The sequence below is a fragment of the Chitinivorax sp. PXF-14 genome (genome assembly GCF_040812015.1).
Taxonomy (GTDB): domain Bacteria; phylum Pseudomonadota; class Gammaproteobacteria; order Burkholderiales; family SCOH01; genus JBFNXJ01.
Genome location: NZ_JBFNXJ010000002.1, coordinates 309,455 through 327,939 on the forward strand (window position 1 = coordinate 309,455; position 18,485 = coordinate 327,939).

Sequence of the window (18,485 nt, forward strand, 5' to 3'; positions counted from 1 at the left end):
TGAGAACGAGTTTATCAGCGGGCCGTCATCGCGATCCAGAGCTTGCGCAATGGCGTGAGCGATAGCCGCTGATTCAATACCGAAGCCGCACCGGCGCGCGCGATCTCGTTCAGCGTTGCCAACGTGATGCGGGCCACGATCAGATGAACGCGCTGGCGCCGGCGCTGCTCGGGCGACAGCCCCTTCATCCACTCATGCAGCGCTTGCTGCGCCCGCCCCAGCTGGTGCCGAATCAGCGCCGCGAGTTCCGGCGTATCACGCAGGCCACTCACCACAGCGGCCGGCACGTTGAACTGCTGCAACTCGGACACGGGCCAGTAGATCACCCCCTTGCGCACATGCGCCCCCGCCTCGGTGACCGTGCCAGCCAGCGTCAGCGCTACGCCAAGCGCCTCGGCCTGCTTCAGGGCCGGCTCGCTGGTTTCACCGAGCACGCGTGCGCGCAGCCTGGCCAGCGTTCCGCCGGTGCGCTCGGCATAGAGCCGCAAGCCCGCCAGATCATTGTAGCGGGCATGCACCACATTCATCTCCGCGCCACCGACTAATTCGAGCAACTCCTCGCGCGGCAGGCGATAGGCCTGCGTAGCTGGCAGCAGCGCCTGCAGCACCGGATGCTGCGGCGCGCCCTGATACAGGCGCTCGATCTCCGCGCGCCACCAAGCGAGCTTGGCCTTGGCAACAGTGGGTTCGGAGCATTCATCCACCCCGGCCTCCAGCTCCACCGCCAGCGCCTGCAGTGCCGTCAGCGCGTCCCGCTGGGCCGGCGCCACGCGGCGCAATGCGTAATACCAGGTGGAGCCAGGTGGGGCCACCTTCTCTTCACAGTACAGTCGATAATCCAAAATGATTTTCCGGGGCGGCGCCCCTCGTCAGACAAATTCGCCACACATTATATCAGGCCCCTTTCTCACCCCTGCCGCAGTTGAATTCAAAAATTTTTGACTTACCCCTTTACAAACCAGGAATGGGTCTCTAGAATGCGCAGCCTGTCTCGGGGGTATAGCTCAGCTGGGAGAGCGCTTGCATGGCATGCAAGAGGTCAGCGGTTCGATCCCGCTTACCTCCACCAGACTTCAAGTTCAGTTATGTGTTTAGCCAACACAAAAAATAACTGGATTTAGCAATTTGCCTCAGTCCCCATCGTCTAGAGGCCTAGGACACCGCCCTTTCACGGCGATAACCGGGGTTCGAATCCCCGTGGGGACGCCACGCTTACATCGTTTTATGTGTGGCTCATCGGAAGTTTCTTCCGCCATCCAGTAGCTGGAAAATTTCAGCGAAATCATACCGTAACAGTCTCCTCCTTCCGTTTTTGCGCCACCAGTGTTGCGCTGAGTCGCCTCAGCCGCAGACAGCCAAGCGCTTTCCTGCCCTGCAGGGTGCCTTACATAACAGCTTATTCAATTGATCGGATCGCCAGGAATACCGCGCTGGACTCCGCTCTGGTGCATCTTCTTCGCCTCATCCAGGCAATATCCCCTCGATAACGCTCACGCACCAGGATTTCCCGCACGTCGTTGAGTGGCCAGGCTTGCGGCCCTTGCGTGCCGACGGCGCACGGTGCACCACAAAATGGCGATCGTTGGACGCCACAGGCCAGCCGGGCGGCGTCAAGCAACCTCAGACAGAGCCCATACAGGCGTTACACCCCGGCAGGAATCGAATCGTGTTACGTTTGCTTCCCGGCCGTCTCCGCATGCGGATGTCGCCTCATCGCGTAAACGCCCTCAGGATTCGGCATGACGACAAATAACAACACACCACATGCGTCCTACCCCTACCTGCTCCGGCAGCTCGCCGCGAGGCCGCGCCTGTTCTTGTCCGCCGCATGTGGCGCGCTCGTGGCATTCGGCTTGCCGCATTGGCTCGCCATGCATTCGATCACCCGCCTGATCATTGCATGGAATGCAGGCGCAACCCTGTATCTGATACTTGCCGCTCACATGATGTTCTGGTCGAGCCACGAGAAGATGCGACATCGAGCGCTGATGCAGGACGAGGGGCGAATCATGGTGCTCATGCTCGTGGTATTGGCGGCCATCATGTCACTCGGCGCCATCATTGCTGAGCTGGCGGTGGCGAAGGACATGCATGGTCCGCTGCGCTATGCGCACATTGGGCTGGCTGCATTGACGATCGTATCGTCATGGGCCTTCACCCACGTCATGTTTGCCCTGCACTATGCCCACGATTTCTATGCTGCGCGGTCTCGTGGCAAGTCCGGCGGCTTGGCGTTCCCTGGCGACACGGAGCCTGATTATGGCGACTTCCTGTACTTTGCTTGTGTCATAGGAACATCCGGTCAAACCGCGGATGTGAGCTTCGAATCGACAGCCATGCGACGAACAGGGCTCGTGCACTGCGTCCTTGCGTTCTTTTTCAATACGACCGTGCTGGCACTGACCATCAATATAGCGTCGGGACTATTTTAAATCGCCACGCCGACCGGTCGGCGGCAAGCATGACAAAGACAGGCGACCCGATGGCCGCGGCGTTCAGCCTGTCTCGGCTGGGCCCACGCAAGCAACAATTTGCACGCAAAACCATACGTGGTTTGACAATAATTATTTAGCAAGCTAAATTTTAACCAGTTTATCAATTGACTGATCTCATGTTCGAGTTGAAAGACCTCCCCAGCCATGCGACCTTGCTGCAGTTTGCCGCGCGCTTTCCCAGCCTCGACATTTCGGCGCTGGAAACCTGGCTCAGCCTGATGCGCGTGTCGTCGGAGCTGATGGCCGACTTCGAGGCACTGCTGGCGCAGCACGGCTTATCGCAAACCAAGTTCTGGGTGCTGATCCTGCTGAAACGCAACCCGGCCGGGCTTGTGCTGACGCAGCTGGCGGCCAGCGCGGGCGTCTCCAACCCCACGATGACGGGCATCATCGACCGCATGGAACGCGATTTGCTGGTCGCCCGGCACAACGACGCAAGCGACCGGCGCGCGTACATCGTGCAACTGACTCCCAGCGGCGCAGTACTGCTGGACACCACGCTGCCTCACCACTACGAGCAGGTAGGCAGCCTGCTCAACCCGCTGTCGGCCGAGGAGCGGGCGCAACTCTCGGCTCTGCTGTTGAAGCTGCTGCCCACCGCCCCGCGCTGACAAATGGCCGTCGCCACTCGTTCGAAAAATAATCTCGCCACAATTATTTTGCTTATTAAATTTTTGTTAACTAACAAAAGGAGTAGCCCATATGGAGTCGTCACGTTATCAACGCGGCCTTGCGGCACTGTCCGCCATCGACGGTGAGGCCGGTGAGCGCGTCATCGCGGCCCTGGCCGATATTGCGCCGGATTTTGCGACCTATCTGATCGAGTTTCCATTCGGGGACATCTACAGCCGCCCTGCGCTCGGGCTGCGCGAGCGCGAGATTGCGACGGTAGCCGCACTGACGGCGATGGGCAACGCCACGCCACAACTGAAAGTGCATCTGCACGCGGCACTGAACGTCGGCCTGAGCCGGCAGGAAATCGTCGAGATCCTGATGCAGATGGCCGTCTATGCGGGCTTTCCGGCCGCACTGAACGGCTTGTTCGCGGCCAAGGAGGTCTTTGCCGAGCGCGACGCGACTGAAGGCGGGCAGTCGGGAGCACGGCCATGATGCCCACGCCGATCGTCGAGGCCAAGGCAGTCGTCGAGTCGGGGACGGCGCGCTGCGGCCAGGGCGGCCTGGCGCATCATTCCTGAGCGGCTGGGCAAGCGAACTCGATGGGTGCATGGCCGGCCGCTAGATTCACGTCGATAGCGCAGCCATTGCGACGGCATTCGCGCCTTGAGCCAGCAATGAGAATGAAAAAACCCGTCCAGCTGGACGGGTTTTCTGTTCCGGCAGGCCGGTCAGGCGTTCGGCGGGGTGTTGTGCGCCTTAAGGAACAGCGGCAAGCCATCCTGCATATCGGGTTGAACCTCCTCGACGACGCGGATATCGTCGACGCGGCACTCGCGTAGCAGCGCCTCCGCGTTGTCGCGGATCAATTCCACCGAATCGAGCGGGTGCAGCGGCCACACATAACCTTCCCAGCGCTCGCTGTTCTGGCGGGCGGACAGGGTGAAGCGCAGTTCGTGGTTATCGTGCGCGGACATCACGGCCACCGGATCTTCACCGGCCTGCCGGATCTTGCGAATGGTGGCGCTAGCCAGCAGCTGCAAGCCGGCCTCCAGCCGTGCAAAGCGGCCGCTCTGCATCGCCTGCAGCAAGGGCTGCGGCCCACGCGGGATGGCCAGCAGCGACAGGCCGTCCTGCTTCAGTTGTTCGTTGATCTGCTGCGACAGCACCATCCCCCACTTGGCGGCATCGGCCCCCATCTTGACCGGCAGGGGCTGGCCGGCATGCTGCAGCGCGACGCCGACGAGAAAACGCAGGTGGACCGCCTCACTCGACGCCACGAAACCGCCTTCGGGCAGATCGACCGGCACGCCGCGCGCGGCATCCTGCAGATGCTCGGCCCAGCGCCAGAGCTGGCTCGGCGCCCAGCTCTGCAGGGTTTGCAGGGTGACGAGGCGCGATGACAGGCTGATCTCGGGCGTATCGGCAAACACGCCATGCTGTTTCAGCGTGGCGACAAGCGCATCGACGTCCGTCAGCTTGCCTGACACCGGCACCTGGCCCTTGTTTGCCGCCGCGACCATCAATACCGGGATGGCGAACACGACGGCACGCTGCCCGGCCTCGGGCGCGGCCTCGAGCACCTCACGCAGTTCGGTCCACAGGTATTTATAAGCTTCCTGCGAGGGGGCGAGGGCGAGCGCCCCTTGCAGACCGGCGTCGTCGCCCATCTCGAGCGCGTCACGCAGCAGGCGCTGCAGCTCGGCATTGGCAGAGGCACGCTCGGCGCTCTCGCCGGCGGTGAGTACACGCATCACCTGGCGGATGAAAACATTATTCGGGGCAACTCGGGCAAACAGACGCGGATCAGGCAGGTACATGGAACTTCCTCGGGGAGAGCGAATCACATAGGTGTGTGCGATGCGGCATTCCCCAACTGGGGAAAATACGCATGGCGAAAGGTGTGATTCCTGTCTAGATTGAGAGCGTCGGGGATTATACCTGCGTGTGTGGAGTTAGCTGAGCGTTTTCGACATGTTTTCAATTGCTTTGTGCCCTGCACAAAATTAATTGTTGACAAGACGATAAACATATTAGATAATTCTAATCGTCAAGCACACAGCTTAGTTCTTGATAGTTTCTCCTCTATTTCTCCTTTGTAGATTGCAGCGCGGGCCAACTATCCCGCGCTTTTTTTTGCCTTTTTCGCGCACCGCGCAGTCTACGTCCCGATTGTTTCAGCCGTGTTCCCGTCACCGAAACGCGCTAAGCTATACGCCCGTTTCGTAACCGATGTCGTCCATGACCCCTGCCCTGCTGATCGACCAGGACATGCTGAACCAGCTGTCAGCCAATGCAGCCGCCACGCCGCGGCAACGCCTCAACCGCAATTTCCATACTGACAACGACGACGCCAGCCATCGTCTGATCATCGCGATCGAACCCGGCTCCTACATCCCGCCCCACTGCCATATGAGCCCGAGCAAGGACGAGACCATCGTCGTGCTGCGCGGCAGGCTGGGCGTGCTGATCTTCGATGCGGCGGGCAATGTCACACAGCAGGCCGTGCTGGCGGCCGGTGGCGACAATGTCGCGGTCAACCTGCCGCATGGCGCCATCCATACCCTGATCGGGCTTGAACCTGGGAGCGTGTTCTTCGAATCGAAAGCCGGCCCGTATGCCGTGCCGACGCCGGATGAGCGGCCCGCCTGGGCGCCGCTGGAGAACTCGCCGGAAGCAGGGCCCTATCACGCCACGCTGCGCGCACGCTTCGCCGGGTGAATGGGCCGTGGCGGCGATCAGCCCAGTCTGATCGTCAATGCGCCGAGGCAGACGACCGCCGTTGCCAGGCCTCGCCACAGCGTAACGCGCTCGCGCAGCAGCACGGCGCCCAGCAGCAGGCCGAAGATCACCGAGGTCTCCCGCAGCGCCGCGACCAGCGCGATCGGCGCCTGCGTCATCGCCCATAGCGCGATGGCGTAGGAACCGACGCTGCAGGCCCCGCCCACGGCCAGCCTGCGGCGCCCCGCCCAGACCACACTCCACAGCTGGCTGCCCCGCTGCCAGCCCAGCCAGAGCAGGAGCGGCAGCACATCGAGCGCAAACAGCCAGAGCGTGTAGCTCAGGGCATGGCCCGAGGCGCGTGCGCCGTGGCCATCAAACAGGGTGTAAGCAACGATCACCAACGCGTTGCCGCAGCCGAACCACAATACCCGCCGATCCGCCCCGCTGCGCCAGTGGCCGCCAGCCAGCAGCAGGATGCCAAAGCTCAGCAGGCCGACACCAAGCTGGCCACCCGGCGATACCTGCTCGCCGAACACGAGGACGCTCAACAGCGCCGTCACCATCGGGGCGCTCCCGCGCATCAGCGGGTAGACGAGGCTCATGTCGCCATGCCGGTAACTTTGCGCGACCAGGTAGTAATACAGGCAATGCACCGACACCGAGCCCGCCAGCCAGGGCCAGGCGGCGCTCGCCGGCAACGGCAGGAAAGGCAGGCAGACCAGGCCGATCAGCGCGCCGCCGAGCGCCACCAGCAGGGTATCGAGCAGCTTGTCCTGCCCGCCCTTGATCAGCGCGTTCCAGCTTGCGTGCAGGAAGGCCCCGCCCAGCACCAGGCCGGCAAGCGGGGCCGAGATGGCATCGGCCATCAGCCAAGTTGCTTGGCGATGGCCTGGGCCAGCCGGTCAGCCGCCTGCGGGCTGAAGCGGAAGAACAGCTCAGGCTCGACCAGCTCCAGCTCCATGATGCGCAGCTTGCCCTGATCGCGCACCACGTCGACCCGCGCGTAGGCCGGCAGCACCGGGCAGGCGGCCACCGCGCGCTCGGCAAAGGTGATTTCGTCGGCCGCCGGGAAATACGGGTGCACCACGCCGCCGTGATCGTCCTGCACGCGGAAGTCGCCGGCCTTCGGCGTCTTGCGGATGGCGTGGGTGAACTTGCCGTCGATCACGATGAGCGACAGCTCGCCCTGTTCGAGCACGGCCGGCACGAAGGGCTGCACCATCATGGCCTCGTTCTTCAGGCAGTCGTCGAAGATCGCCTGATGCTCGGCGGCGCTCTCCGGCGTGACCCGGAACGTGAGGCGCGCCGCACCCGACACAGCGGGCTTGATCACCGCCTCGCGCCACATGAAATCCTGCATGAGACGGGCCAGGTCGGCCTGCTCGCCCTGCTCGACGAACTTGGTCGGCACGATGTCGACGCCCTGCTCGGCCAGGTCGCGCAGGTAGTGCTTGTCGAGGTTCCATTGCAGCAGGTCGAAGCGGTTGAACAGCAAGGTCTGGCCGGCCACCTGGTTGAGCCAGGGCTCGAACTCGGCATAGCGGTCGAAATAGTCCCAGGTCGAGCGCAAGACGGCGGCACGCGTGCGGCTCCAGTCGAAATCGGGATCATCCCAGGCGACGCGCGCCACGGTCAGGCCATGGTGGCGCAGGTAGTGGGCGAGCCATGCCTCTTCGAGAAATATCTGGCAGTTGTAGGGATCGTCGGGATTGGGTTTGACGAAACGGGCATCGGTCAGGATGGCAACATCGAGTTTGGTCATGGCGAGGTCTATCGTTATCGGTCGAGCGCGGGCAGCCAGTGCGGCCAGGCCTCGCTTCAGGGTTTCACAACAGCGTATCTATCGATCGCATGGCTTGCCGCTTGGTCACACGCAGCAAACCATCGTCAGCATATCGCCGCCGGGGTTGGCGCCACAAGCACCGGGCCGCGAGATTCAATCGTGCCCGCCGGCCTGCGGCGCAAAACGCGCCAGAACGTGGCCCGACATGCCCCTGGCCAGCTCTTCTTCGCCGAAGAAGACGGTGCCGAGCGCCGCCTTGCGCAGCATCACCAATTCGTCCTCGCTGTGGGTGCGCAGGACGATTTCGATGGCGGGATTGAGCGTGCGGGCCGTCTCGGCCATCTGCCGCACATTGAGCGGATCGGGCGTGGCGATCACCAGCATGGCGGCCTCGGCGATATGCGCCTGGATCAGCACGGCGGGCTCGGCGGCATCGCCCGACACGGCCGGCACCCCCTGCTTGCGCAGTTGCTCGACCAGCTCGCGGTTTTGCTCCGCCACCACATAGGGGATGCCGCGCGCCGCAAGCTCGCTGGCGATGCGCCGGCCCACCCGGCCGTAGCCCACCAGCACCACCTGCCCTTGCAGATACTGGCGCCCGGTGCTCATCGGCAGCTCGGCGTAGGGGTCGCCTCGCGCTTCCAGGCCGCGGGCCAGCGCGGAGCGGCGGAGTATCCAGCGCCGCAAAGGCTCGACGGCGGCGAACAGGAGCGGGTTCAGCGCGATCGAGATCAGCGCGCCGGCCAGCACCAGGCTAATGCCCTCGGCCGGCAGCAACCCCAGGGCGAGCCCGAGCCCCGCCAGGATGAACGAGAACTCGCCGATCTGCGCAAGGCTGGCCGAGACCGTCAACGCCGTGTTGAGCGGATAGCGGAAGGCGAGCACGATGGCCAGCGCGGCCAGCGACTTGCCCAGGATGATGATGGCGACCACGCCGAGCACATGCACCGGCTGCTGCATCAGGATGGCCGGCTTGAACAGCATGCCGACCGACACGAAGAACAGTACGGAAAACGCATCGCGCAAGGGCAGCGACTCTTCGGCAGCGCGATGGCTGAACTCCGACTCGCGCATCACCATGCCGGCAAAGAACGCACCCAGCGCAAACGACACGCTGAACAGCTGGGCCGCGCCATAGGCGATGCCGATGGCGGTGGCGACCACCGCCAGCGTGAACAGCTCGCGCGAGCCGGTGCGCGACACCTGCCACAGCAGCCACGGCAGCAGGCGGCGGCCCACCACCAGCATCAGTGCGATGAAGGCCGATACCTGTAGCAGGGTCTTGCCGATGGCCAGCCACAACGGCGTATCGCCGGCAGCCGGCGCAGCCACCGAACCGCCGAGGATACCCGCCAGCGGCGGCAGCAGCACCAGCACCAGCACCGTGGCGAGGTCTTCGACCACCAGCCAGCCCACGGCGATGCGGCCGTTCATGCTATCGAGCACGCCGCGCGCCTCCAGCGCCTTGAGTAGGACGACCGTGCTGGCGCAGGACAGGGACAGGCCAAAGATCAGGCCGCTGCCCCAGCTCCAGCCCCACCACCATGCGATACCCATGCCCAGCGCTGTAGCGAGCCCCATCTGCACGACGGCCCCGGGCACCGCGATGCGCTTGACTGCCATCAGGTCGTCGAGCGAGAAATGCAGGCCGACACCGAACATCAGCAGCATCACGCCGATCTCCGACAGCTGCGAGGCCAGATGCACATCGGCCACGAAGCCCGGCGTACCCGGCCCGATGATGATGCCGGCCAGCAGGTAGCCGACCAGCGCCGGCATCCTGATCCGCTCGGCCAGGAAACCGAGGATCAGCGCGATGCCGAAGCCGGCGGCCAGCGTGGTGATGAGGGAGATATTGTGTTCCATCCGGTGATCTCGGAAAGCGGGTTGACGATGGGTGGAATATTCAGTGTTAGTAGCAAAGGCCGAACGGCAAGCAGCCGTCGCGCACTCACGGCGCCGCCGGGGAAAAACAGGCGGGCCCGATTACCGCTGTCGGCGCCGGCGACAGCTTGCCGTGCCCAGCGACGGCAGGCTCACCGGCGGGCAGCAATAGCTATCGACATAGAATCATCAATAGCCTGACACGCACAGACCTATTCGGGTTCCCTCACCCGCTGATTCTTTCCTGCCGGTATACACCGGGTGTCACCCCGGTCCATTTCTTGAAGGCGCGGTGAAACGCGCTCGGCTCGGAGAAGCCGAGCTGGGCCGCGATCTCATCGAGCCCCAGCTCAGGCCGCGACAGGAAATAGATCGCGGTGTCGCGCCGCAGATTGTCCTTGATCTGCTGGTAGGAGCTGCCCTCGTCCTTGAGCCGGCGGCGCAAGGTCTGCGGCGTCATGTTGAGGCGCTGCGCGATCTGCTCGAACTCGGGGTAGTCGTAGGCCTTGCGCAGGATGGCCCGAATCTGCCCGGTCAGGCTGTCGTCGTTCTTGGGGCGCACCAGCAGGTCGGCGGGCGAGGTCTTGAGAAACTGCCTGAGCGTGACCTCGTTCTGCACGATGGGCAGGTCGAGCGCACTGGCGGGAAAGCTCAGCGTGGTCCGCGCAGCGCCAAAGCGCATGGTCGGCGCGTAGAACATGCGCCGGTACTCATCGACATGCGGCGGCTCGGCATAGGAGAAGGTTGCCTCGATCAACTGGATACGCCGGCCGGCAAGCCAGCAGGCAAGGCCATGCCAGATCACGAGCCAGCTCTCGGTGAGGAAATGGTCGGGGTCGTCGAGCTGATGGTTGGTGAAGACCAGCGTAGCGCATTGCTCGTGGCGCTCGAACTCGACCGAGAAGGCATCGGTGAGCAGGCCGTAGAAGCGGGTGCCGCGCTTGAGCGCGCGCTCCAGCGTACCGCAATGGATCACCGTGTAGCACATCATGGCAAAGGTGCCGAGCTTGCACGGCCGCGCCGGGCAAAAGCCCATGAACTCGTCGCTGAGCGTGAACCAGATGGCCTGCACCAGCGCGGTGTACTGCTCGGTCGATACCCGCGCCGACGGGGCATCGAGCAGCTCGGGGGCGATGCTGGCGCGCTCGAGGATGGCCCGCGCGTCGATGCCGGCGGCGTGCACGCCACGCAGGGCGGCCACAACAAAGTTGATCGGGATGGAATGTTTGCGTGCGTCCATAGCCAGCCATCGTAACCAGCGCTGGCCGGCTTGCCAAATACATCCGCCGCCGGCTGACCAAACGCGTCAACGCGCTTGAGCGTTCCCGCCATTGAGCATGCCGGCGCGGATTTTTATGCTAGGCGCCACAACATCGGACAAGCGCCTGCGCCAGCAGGCCCCACACCCGCCGGCCGGCAACCGGCCACCTTAACGAGCCCGCAGAGATGGGCGCCAAGGACGGAGAAGACCATGGAAAGACTGCATTTCGAACAGGAACACAACATCTTTCGCGAGAGCTTTCGCGAATTCCTGCAACGCGAGGTGATCCCGCAGCAGGAACAATGGGAGCGCGACGGCATCGTCTCGCGCGATGCCTGGCGCCGCGCCGGCGAAGCGGGCTTCCTGGTGCCGTTCGCCGACGAGAAGTACGGTGGCGCGGGCTGCCGCGACTTCCGCTACGACCAGGTGATCTGCGAGGAGCTGTCCTATATCAACGAGGCCGGGCTGATGTTCCCGCTGCATTCCTCGCTGTGCGCGCCCTACCTCGATGCCTTCGCCAACGACGAGCAGAAGGACCGCTGGATGCCGGGCATCGTCTCGGGCGAGAAGATCCTCGCCGTCGCGATGACCGAGCCGCAGGCCGGCTCCGACCTGGCCGGCATGAAGACCCGCGCCGAGGACCGTGGTGACCACTGGCTGCTCAACGGCTCCAAGGTGTTCATCTCGAACGGCATCCTGTGCGACCTGTGCATCGTCGCCGCCAGGACCGACCCTGCCAATCCGCACGGCATGACGCTGCTGATCGTCGAGGACGGCATGCCGGGCTTCGAGCGCGGCCGCCGGCTGAAGAAGATGGGCATGCACTCGCAGGACACCGCCGAGCTGTTCTTCAACGACGTGCAGGTGCCCAAGGCCAATGTGCTGGGCGAGCCCGGCGCCGGCTTCTACTACCTGATGCAGATGCTCGGCAAGGAGCGGCTGACGCTGGCCTGCTCCGCCGTCGCCGGCGCGCGCGCCGCCTACGGCCTGACCAAGGAATACGTGCTCGGCCGCAAGGCCTTCGGCCGCGAGATCGCCAAGTTCCAGAACACCCGCTTCAAGCTGGCCGAGATGAAGACCGAGATCGACATCGGCCAGGTCTTCGTCGATCGCTGCGTGATGGACATCAACGCCGGCCGGCTCGGCGACGACATCGCCGCCGAGGCCAAGCTGTGGACCACCGAGATGCTCGGCCGCGTAGTCGACCAGTGCGTGCAGCTGCACGGCGGCTGGGGCTATATGGACGAATACCCGATCAGCCGCATGTACACCAATGCGCGCATCCAGCGCATCTTCGCCGGCACCTCGGAAATCATGAAGGAGATCATCGGCCGCGCCGAGGGCCTGGCCTGAACGGCAAGCCTGGCGCGGCCCGCAGCCGGGCTGCAAGGGGCGCCGGGCGTGCCGGCCAGGGCAGCGGCACACCGTCACCACGCAGGCCACGCCGGCCAATGCCGCGCCGGGGGCTCGCGTGTGCGGGCATATGCATGTAGCGAACGGTTCTATCGGGGCTGTCGTCAAGCCAGGTGAAAACGTCTAATCTTGGTGGGTTAAAACGGGCGCGCCGGCCGCGCCCAGCATCGAATCCACGCAACCCACCGAAGAAGAGGAAGCCCCATGCGTATCGCCAATGATGTGACCGACCTGATCGGCAACACCCCGCTCGTCAAGCTCAACCGCATTACCGAAGGCTGCGTTGCCACCGTCGTTGCCAAGCTCGAGTTCTTCAACCCCGCGCACAGCGTGAAGGACCGCATCGGCGCGGCGATGATCGAGGCGGCGGAAAAAGCCGGCCTGATCAACGCGGACACGGTGATCGTCGAGCCGACCTCGGGCAACACCGGCATCGCGCTGGCGATGGTGTGCGCGGCCAAGGGCTACAAGTGCATCCTGACCATGCCCGAGACGATGTCGAAGGAACGCCGCATGCTGCTGCGCGCCTATGGCGCCGAGCTGGTGCTGACACCGGGCCCGGACGGCATGAATGGCGCGATCCGCAAGGCGGAGGAGATCGTCGCCAGCAACCCGACCACCCATTTCATGCCGCAGCAGTTCAAGAACCCGGCCAACCCCGAGGTGCACCGCAAGACAACGGCGGAGGAAATCTGGAACGATACCGACGGCAAGGTGGACATCCTGGTCGCGGGCATCGGCACCGGCGGCACCATCACCGGTGTCGGTGAGGTGATCAAGGCACGCAAGCCCGAGTTCAAGGTGGTGGCGGTCGAGCCCGATGCGTCGGCCGTGCTGTCCGGCTCGCCTAAGGGGCCGCACACGATCCAGGGGCTCGGCGCCGGCTTCATCCCGGATGTGCTGAATACCGGCGTCTACGACGAAATCGTGCGTGTCAAGAACGACGACGCATTTGAATTCGCCCGCCGCATGGCCCGCGAGGAGGGCCTGCTGGTGGGCATCAGTTCCGGTGCCGCGGTGTGGTCTGCGTTGCAGGTCGCCAAGCGCCCCGAGAACGCAGGCAAGCTGATCGTGGTGGTAATCCCCTCGTTCGGCGAACGCTATTTGTCGACGGCGCTGTTCGCCAACCTGGCGGACTGATCGCCGCGCGGCGCGCAGCCACGCTGAACGCCGCGCCCACAGCCGCTTGCAGGGCAGCTCCGTCGACCACGAAAACAACAAGGAGGAGACCATGCAAGCGCTGGAACAGAAAACCCCGGTGGACATGCTTGCCCACTGGGCCCACACGCGCCCCAACGACATCTACCTGCACCAGCCCGTCCAGCGCGAATGGCGCAGCTGGAGCTGGGCGCAGGCACTCGACGAAGTACGGCGCATGGCGACCGCGCTGAAGGCGCGCGGCTACGCCCCCGGCAGCCGCATCGCGATCCTGTCGAAGAACTGCGCGCACTGGTTCATGGCCGATTTCGCCATCATGCTGGCGGGTTACGTCAGCGTGCCGCTGTTCCAGAACCAGTCGCCCGAAGGCATCGGCTATGTGCTCGAACACTGCGACGCCAAGCTCGTCTTCGTCGGCAAGCTCGACGAGCCCGACAAGGTCGATGCCGCCCTGCCCGCGACGCTCGCGCGCATCGCCTTCCCCTACCCCGGCAAGCTGCGCGGCGAAGACTGGGACGAGCTGGTGGCGCGCCACCCGCCGGCGGCCCTGGAGACCGCGCCCGTGCTCGATGACGTGGCCACCTTCATCTACACCTCGGGTACCACCGGCCACCCCAAGGGCGCGGTTCACCGCTACCGCCAGATCGCGGCGGCCACCGCCGCCGGCCGCCGGGCCTTCGAGCTGAACCCTCAGGACAGCTTCTTTTCCTACCTGCCGCTGTCGCACGCGGCCGAACGCTTCATGGTGGAGATGATCAGCGTCTACGGCGGGGTGCCGGTGTATTTCGCCGAATCGCTCGATACCTTCGCCGCCGATCTGCAGCATGTACAGCCGACCCTGTTCTTTGCCGTACCAAGGCTGTGGACCAAGTTCCAGCAAGGCATCCTGGCCAAGTTGCCGCAACGCAAGCTAGACCTGCTGCTCCGGCTGCCGATCGTCTCCGGCCTGATCAAGCGCAAGATCCGCCACGGCCTCGGCCTGTCGCGCGCGCGCATCATCATCTCCGGCGCGGCAGCCATCTCGCCTTCGCTGCAGCAGTGGTATCGACGCCTCGGCGTGAACATCCAGGAAGGCTATGCGATGACCGAGCTGTTCTGTTACGGCGTCATCAACCCGCCCAACGGCATCCGCATCGGCTATGTGGGCAAGCCGCTGCCCGGCCTCGAGGTGAAGACCGCCGACAACGGCGAGCTGCTGCTGCGCTGCCCCGCGGTGATGGACGGCTACTACCGCGATCCTGAAAAGACCGCCGAGGTGCTCACGCCCGACGGCTTCTACCGTACCGGCGATCTCGGCGAGATCAACCGCGACGGCTATGTGCGCATCACCGGCCGCGCGCGCGAGCAGTTCAAGACGGCCAAGGGCAAGTTCGTCTCGCCGACGCATATCGAGGGCAAGCTGCTGGAAAACCAGGCGATCGAGCAGATCTGCCTGATGGGCAGCGATCTGCCGCACACGATCGCCGTGGCGGTGCTGTCCGAGCAGGCCCGGCAATCGGCGCGCGATGCGCTGCAGGCAAGCCTCGCCGCCACCGTCGACCGCGTTAACCGGGTGCTCGAGAAGCATGAGCAGGTCGGCAAGCTGGTGGTCGTCAGCGAGCCGTGGACTATCGACAACGGCCTGCTGACGCCAACGCTCAAGCTCAAGCGCCATGTGGTCGAGCAGCGCTACCTGGCGCTCGTCGAGAAGCTGATCGAACACCCCGACCTCGTGATGTGGGAATGACCCGCATCCACCGCCCCGGCTGATGCCGCGGCCAGCCCCAACCGGAGCCACCATGTCTGCACCGTTGTCCAGCCTCAGGATTCTCGACTTCACCACGCTGCTACCCGGGCCCTTTGCCTCGCTGCTGCTTGCCGACCTCGGCGCGGACGTGATCCGCATCGAGTCGCCGACGCGGCCCGACCTCGCGCGCCTGTTTCCGCCCTATGCCGACGGCCAGTCCACGACGCACGGCTACCTCAATCGCAACAAGCGCTCGCTCGCGCTCGACCTGAAAAAGCCCGAGGCGCTCGACATCGTCAAACGGCTCGTGGCCGACTACGACATCGTGATCGAGCAGTTCCGCCCCGGCGTGATGGATCGCCTGGGCCTGGGCTTTGCCGCGCTCAAGGCCATCAATCCGCGGCTGATCTACTGCTCGGTGACCGGCTACGGCCAGACCGGCCCGCTCAGGGACCGCGCCGGCCACGACATCAACTATCTCGCGCTGTCCGGCCTCGCCAGCTACACCGGCAGGCAGGGTAGCGGCCCCTTGCCGCTGGGCCCGCAGCTGGCCGATGTGGCGGGCGGCTCGCTGCACGCGGTGATCGGCATACTCGCCGCCGTCACCCAGCGCGCGGCCACCGGCGAAGGCGCCCATATCGACATCAGCATGACCGATTGCGCCTTCAGCCTGAACGCGATGTCCGGCGCGGCCGCGCTCGCCGGCGGCGTCGAGCCGGGCTGGGAGGCGGGCCTGCTCAACGGCGGCAGTTTCTACGATTACTACGAGACGGCCGATGGCCAGTGGCTGTCGGTCGGCAGCCTGGAGCCGCAGTTCATGGCGCAGCTGGCCGCCGCCGTCGATGCGCAGGAAATCGCCGGCCTGAGCCTGGCGCAGGACCCGACCATCCAGGCCAACCTGAAAACCCGGCTGCGCATGGCCTTCCGGCAACAGCCGCTGGCACACTGGCTCGATGTGTTCCGGCAATGCGATGCCTGTGTCGAGCCAGTGCTCGCCGTCAGCCAGGCGGCAAGCCAGCCGCAGGCCATGGCGCGCGGCTGGGTCGTCGACGTGCCCACCGCCGAGGGTGGCAGCCAGTGCCAGATGGCCTGTCCGATCCGCATCGACGGCTGGCAGGCCGAATACCGGCAGGCCGGCGGCGCGGTAGGCAGCGATACGCAGGCCATCCTGCATGCGCTGGGCTACAGCGGCAGCGATGTCGCCCGGCTCGGCGAGGCCGGCGTACTGGGCTGAGCCGCAAGGCAGTGCGGGCGGGCCTGCCAGCCGGCCGGAACGGCACGCCAGTGCTGGCTCGCAGCCTGGCTGCCCAGTATGCAGCGCAGCCATTTGCCGACGTGAAGGGCGCTGCGGAAAGACGCCCCATGCGCCGCCTAGGCAGAGGCCAAATCCGGCCAGCCGAGCACCACCCTCACCCCGCGCCCGCCATCGAAAATATAATGTAGATCAAGCACTGGTGCGGCGCCGGGCACGACAATGCGGAGCCCCGCCGGTATACTGGCGCATCGGCATCCGCGCCAGGCCAGGCACATGAACAACGACCTCTCCAGCCTAAAGATCGACCGTACCGCTAGCCCACACCCCCAGCAGAGAAAACGCCGCTACGGCAGATGGGCCGCCCTCGCCGTGGCCGTGGCGGCCGGCAGCGCCTTCGTCCTCACCGCCGCGCAACGGCCGCAGACCGTGCAGACCGTCTCGGTGACGAATGCCTACCCGTCGCAGGCGCTGACCGTGATCAACGCCACCGGCTATGTCGTCGCGCAGCGCAAGGCATCGATCGCCTCCAAGGCCACCGGCCGGCTCGAATGGCTCGGCGTGCGCGAGGGCAGCAAGGTCAAGGCCGGCGAGCTGATCGCGCGGCTCGAAAATGCCGACCTCAAGGCCAATGTCGCGCAGGCCGCGGCCAATGTCGATGTCGCCCGCGCCAACCTGCTGCAGGCCCAGGCCGAGCTGCAGGACGCCACGCGCGCCTGGCAGCGTTCGCTCGATCTGCAGAAACAGAATTTTATCTCCACCGCCGAGGTCGACCAGGTCAAGGCGCGGCTCGATCGCGCCAAGGCGGCCGTCGAGGCCCAGCGCTCGGCCATCAATGCCGCGCAGGCCGCCACCCAGGCGACGCGCGTGGCGGTCGAGAACACCGAGATCCGCGCCCCCTTCGACGGCGTGGTGCTGACCAAGAACGCCAACGTCGGCGACGTGGTGGCGCCCTTCTCGTCGAGCGCCGACGCCAAGGCCGCGGTGGTGACGATGGCCGACATGGGCACGCTCGAGGTCGAGGCCGATGTCTCGGAGGCGAGCGTGGGCAAGGTGAAGATCGGCATGCCCTGCGAGATCCAGCTCGACGCGCTGCCCGACATGCGCCTCAAGGGCGTGGTGGCGAGCCAGGTGCCATCGGTCGACCGGGCCAAGGCCACGATCATGTTCAAGATCCGCTTCGTCGATAAGGACGAGCGCGTGCTGCCCGAGATGAGCGCCAAGGTGGCCTTTCTCGAACGCGAGCTGAAGCCCGAGGAGCGCCAGCCCAAGGTCGCCGTCGCGCCGAGCGCGGTGGCCCGGGTCGACGGCAAGCCCGTGCTGTGGCTGATGGCCGAGGGCAAGGCCAGGCGCATCGACATTACGCTCGGCGAAAAGCTGGGCGACCTGCAGACGCTGCGCGGCGCCATCAAGGTTGGCGACAAGGTGATCAACAACCCGACCGACAAACTCAAGGACGGCACCACAGTCCAGCTCGAGCAGAAATGATGACGGCCGCCGTCTCGCTCAGGAATGTCGCCAAAAGCTATGTCCGTGGCGGCCAGGAGGTGCCGGTGCTGACCGACATCAGCTTCGACATCGCCGAGGGCGATTTCCTCGGCCTGATGGGGCCGTCGGGCTCGGGCAAATCGACGCTGCTCAACCTGATCGCCGGCATCGACAAGCCTACCTCGGGCCAGATCCTGATCGGCGGGCAGGACATCTCGCTGCTCGGCGAGTCGGCGCTCGCCGCCTGGCGCGCGGCCAACGTCGGTTTCATTTTCCAGTTCTACAACCTGATGCCGGTGCTCACCGCGCTCGAAAACGTCGAGCTGCCGCTGATGTTGACCGGGCTCGGCAGCCGCGAGCGGCGCCGCCACGCCGAGGCCGCGCTGGCCATGGTCGGGCTCGCCGACCGCATGAAGCACTACCCCAACGAGTTGTCGGGCGGCCAGCAGCAGCGCGTGGCGATCGCCCGCGCGATCGTCACCGACCCCACACTGATCGTCGCCGACGAACCCACCGGCGACCTCGACCGCAAATCGGCCGGCGAAATCCTCGACATGCTCGACAGCCTCAACACCCAGCTCGGCAAGACCATCATCATGGTCACCCACGACCAGCGCGCCGCCGAGCGTGCCCACGCCATCCGCCACCTGGAAAAGGGCGAGCTGTTGGCGCTCGACGTGCATTAG

16 protein-coding genes and 2 tRNA genes are annotated in these 18,485 nt (G+C 65.1%); 12 read left to right on the forward strand and 6 right to left on the reverse strand.

The window, feature by feature from the left end; translation table 11 throughout:
• Positions 1-14: 14 nt before the first annotated feature.
• On the reverse strand, positions 15-842 hold the full coding sequence (locus ABWL39_RS04195) for a squalene/phytoene synthase family protein (protein ID WP_367787405.1): 828 nt from the start codon (positions 840-842) through the stop codon (positions 15-17).
• Between the two features lie 151 nt (positions 843-993).
• On the opposite strand from ABWL39_RS04195, the gene ABWL39_RS04200 reads away from it, so the two are divergent.
• The 5 genes from ABWL39_RS04200 to ABWL39_RS04220 all read left to right on the forward strand — a co-directional run bounded on the left by ABWL39_RS04200 (position 994) and on the right by ABWL39_RS04220 (position 3,605).
• A tRNA-Ala gene (locus ABWL39_RS04200) sits at positions 994-1,069 on the forward strand.
• Between the two features lie 64 nt (positions 1,070-1,133).
• Positions 1,134-1,209: transfer RNA gene (locus ABWL39_RS04205), tRNA-Glu, on the forward strand.
• A 530-nt stretch (positions 1,210-1,739) separates the two neighbouring features.
• Positions 1,740-2,432, forward strand: a complete 693-nt coding sequence (locus ABWL39_RS04210) for a DUF1345 domain-containing protein (protein ID WP_367787407.1) — start codon at positions 1,740-1,742, stop codon at positions 2,430-2,432.
• Positions 2,433-2,611: 179 nt separating this feature from the next.
• On the forward strand, positions 2,612-3,106 hold the full coding sequence (locus ABWL39_RS04215) for a MarR family winged helix-turn-helix transcriptional regulator (RefSeq protein ID WP_367787409.1): 495 nt from the start codon (positions 2,612-2,614) through the stop codon (positions 3,104-3,106).
• A gap of 91 nt (positions 3,107-3,197) precedes the next feature.
• Positions 3,198-3,605, forward strand: a complete 408-nt coding sequence (locus ABWL39_RS04220; RefSeq protein ID WP_367787411.1) for a carboxymuconolactone decarboxylase family protein — start codon at positions 3,198-3,200, stop codon at positions 3,603-3,605.
• Between the two features lie 236 nt (positions 3,606-3,841).
• On the opposite strand, the gene ABWL39_RS04225 is transcribed toward ABWL39_RS04220, so the two are convergent.
• The gene (locus ABWL39_RS04225) at positions 3,842-4,930 is read right to left on the reverse strand and encodes a hypothetical protein (RefSeq protein ID WP_367787413.1); all 1,089 of its coding nucleotides are present in this window, start codon (positions 4,928-4,930) and stop codon (positions 3,842-3,844) included.
• 421 nt (positions 4,931-5,351) lie between these two features.
• On the opposite strand from ABWL39_RS04225, the gene ABWL39_RS04230 reads away from it, so the two are divergent.
• Positions 5,352-5,831: a WbuC family cupin fold metalloprotein gene (locus tag ABWL39_RS04230; protein ID WP_367787414.1), complete on the forward strand. Its 480-nt coding sequence runs from the start codon at positions 5,352-5,354 to the stop codon at positions 5,829-5,831.
• 17 nt (positions 5,832-5,848) lie between these two features.
• Here the strand turns inward: ABWL39_RS04230 and ABWL39_RS04235 are convergent, their stop codons facing one another.
• The 4 genes from ABWL39_RS04235 to ABWL39_RS04250 all read right to left on the reverse strand — a co-directional run bounded on the left by ABWL39_RS04235 (position 5,849) and on the right by ABWL39_RS04250 (position 10,741).
• Positions 5,849-6,700, reverse strand: coding sequence for an EamA family transporter (locus tag ABWL39_RS04235; protein WP_367787415.1), 852 nt, complete (start codon positions 6,698-6,700; stop codon positions 5,849-5,851).
• The gene (locus ABWL39_RS04240; RefSeq protein WP_367787417.1) at positions 6,700-7,596 is read right to left on the reverse strand and encodes a RimK family alpha-L-glutamate ligase; all 897 of its coding nucleotides are present in this window, start codon (positions 7,594-7,596) and stop codon (positions 6,700-6,702) included. The genes ABWL39_RS04235 and ABWL39_RS04240 overlap by 1 nt, the downstream gene beginning before the upstream one ends.
• Positions 7,597-7,770: 174 nt before the next feature.
• On the reverse strand, positions 7,771-9,483 hold the full coding sequence (gene ybaL / locus ABWL39_RS04245; RefSeq protein ID WP_367787418.1) for a YbaL family putative K(+) efflux transporter: 1,713 nt from the start codon (positions 9,481-9,483) through the stop codon (positions 7,771-7,773).
• Between the two features lie 244 nt (positions 9,484-9,727).
• Positions 9,728-10,741 (reverse strand): AraC family transcriptional regulator, encoded by a 1,014-nt coding sequence (locus ABWL39_RS04250; RefSeq protein ID WP_367787420.1) that lies wholly within the window; start codon positions 10,739-10,741, stop codon positions 9,728-9,730.
• Between the two features lie 231 nt (positions 10,742-10,972).
• Here ABWL39_RS04250 and ABWL39_RS04255 point away from each other — a divergent pair, with 231 nt between their 5' ends.
• The 6 genes from ABWL39_RS04255 (at position 10,973) to ABWL39_RS04280 (ending at position 18,485) form a co-directional block, all read left to right on the forward strand.
• Positions 10,973-12,115, forward strand: a complete 1,143-nt coding sequence (locus ABWL39_RS04255; protein WP_367787422.1) for an acyl-CoA dehydrogenase family protein — start codon at positions 10,973-10,975, stop codon at positions 12,113-12,115.
• Between the two features lie 264 nt (positions 12,116-12,379).
• Positions 12,380-13,315, forward strand: a complete 936-nt coding sequence (cysK, locus tag ABWL39_RS04260) for a cysteine synthase A (RefSeq protein WP_367787424.1) — start codon at positions 12,380-12,382, stop codon at positions 13,313-13,315.
• Positions 13,316-13,406: 91 nt separating this feature from the next.
• Positions 13,407-15,059, forward strand: coding sequence for an AMP-binding protein (locus tag ABWL39_RS04265; RefSeq protein WP_367787426.1), 1,653 nt, complete (start codon positions 13,407-13,409; stop codon positions 15,057-15,059).
• A gap of 52 nt (positions 15,060-15,111) precedes the next feature.
• Complete coding sequence (locus ABWL39_RS04270; protein ID WP_367787428.1) at positions 15,112-16,293, forward strand: CaiB/BaiF CoA transferase family protein; 1,182 nt, start codon at positions 15,112-15,114, stop codon at positions 16,291-16,293.
• A 294-nt stretch (positions 16,294-16,587) separates the two neighbouring features.
• Complete coding sequence (locus ABWL39_RS04275; protein ID WP_367787429.1) at positions 16,588-17,799, forward strand: efflux RND transporter periplasmic adaptor subunit; 1,212 nt, start codon at positions 16,588-16,590, stop codon at positions 17,797-17,799.
• Positions 17,799-18,485 (forward strand): ABC transporter ATP-binding protein, encoded by a 687-nt coding sequence (locus ABWL39_RS04280; protein ID WP_367787612.1) that lies wholly within the window; start codon positions 17,799-17,801, stop codon positions 18,483-18,485. The genes ABWL39_RS04275 and ABWL39_RS04280 overlap by 1 nt, the downstream gene beginning before the upstream one ends.

What these genes read in the sequence shown, in the direction of transcription:
- ABWL39_RS04275 (WP_367787429.1), top strand. Translation starts at nt 16,588, where the DNA reads ATGAACAACGACCTCTCCAGCCTAAAGATCGACCGTACCGCTAGCCCA.
- ABWL39_RS04225 (WP_367787413.1), bottom strand. Translation starts at nt 4,930, where the DNA reads ATGTACCTGCCTGATCCGCGTCTGTTTGCCCGAGTTGCCCCGAATAAT.
- ABWL39_RS04280 (WP_367787612.1), top strand. Translation starts at nt 17,799, where the DNA reads ATGACGGCCGCCGTCTCGCTCAGGAATGTCGCCAAAAGCTATGTCCGT.
- cysK (WP_367787424.1), top strand. Translation starts at nt 12,380, where the DNA reads ATGCGTATCGCCAATGATGTGACCGACCTGATCGGCAACACCCCGCTC.
- ABWL39_RS04210 (WP_367787407.1), top strand. Translation starts at nt 1,740, where the DNA reads ATGACGACAAATAACAACACACCACATGCGTCCTACCCCTACCTGCTC.
- ABWL39_RS04235 (WP_367787415.1), bottom strand. Translation starts at nt 6,700, where the DNA reads ATGGCCGATGCCATCTCGGCCCCGCTTGCCGGCCTGGTGCTGGGCGGG.
- ABWL39_RS04255 (WP_367787422.1), top strand. Translation starts at nt 10,973, where the DNA reads ATGGAAAGACTGCATTTCGAACAGGAACACAACATCTTTCGCGAGAGC.
- ABWL39_RS04230 (WP_367787414.1), top strand. Translation starts at nt 5,352, where the DNA reads ATGACCCCTGCCCTGCTGATCGACCAGGACATGCTGAACCAGCTGTCA.
- ABWL39_RS04250 (WP_367787420.1), bottom strand. Translation starts at nt 10,741, where the DNA reads ATGGACGCACGCAAACATTCCATCCCGATCAACTTTGTTGTGGCCGCC.
- ABWL39_RS04215 (WP_367787409.1), top strand. Translation starts at nt 2,612, where the DNA reads ATGTTCGAGTTGAAAGACCTCCCCAGCCATGCGACCTTGCTGCAGTTT.
- ABWL39_RS04265 (WP_367787426.1), top strand. Translation starts at nt 13,407, where the DNA reads ATGCAAGCGCTGGAACAGAAAACCCCGGTGGACATGCTTGCCCACTGG.
- ABWL39_RS04240 (WP_367787417.1), bottom strand. Translation starts at nt 7,596, where the DNA reads ATGACCAAACTCGATGTTGCCATCCTGACCGATGCCCGTTTCGTCAAA.
- ABWL39_RS04220 (WP_367787411.1), top strand. Translation starts at nt 3,198, where the DNA reads ATGGAGTCGTCACGTTATCAACGCGGCCTTGCGGCACTGTCCGCCATC.
- ABWL39_RS04270 (WP_367787428.1), top strand. Translation starts at nt 15,112, where the DNA reads ATGTCTGCACCGTTGTCCAGCCTCAGGATTCTCGACTTCACCACGCTG.
- ybaL (WP_367787418.1), bottom strand. Translation starts at nt 9,483, where the DNA reads ATGGAACACAATATCTCCCTCATCACCACGCTGGCCGCCGGCTTCGGC.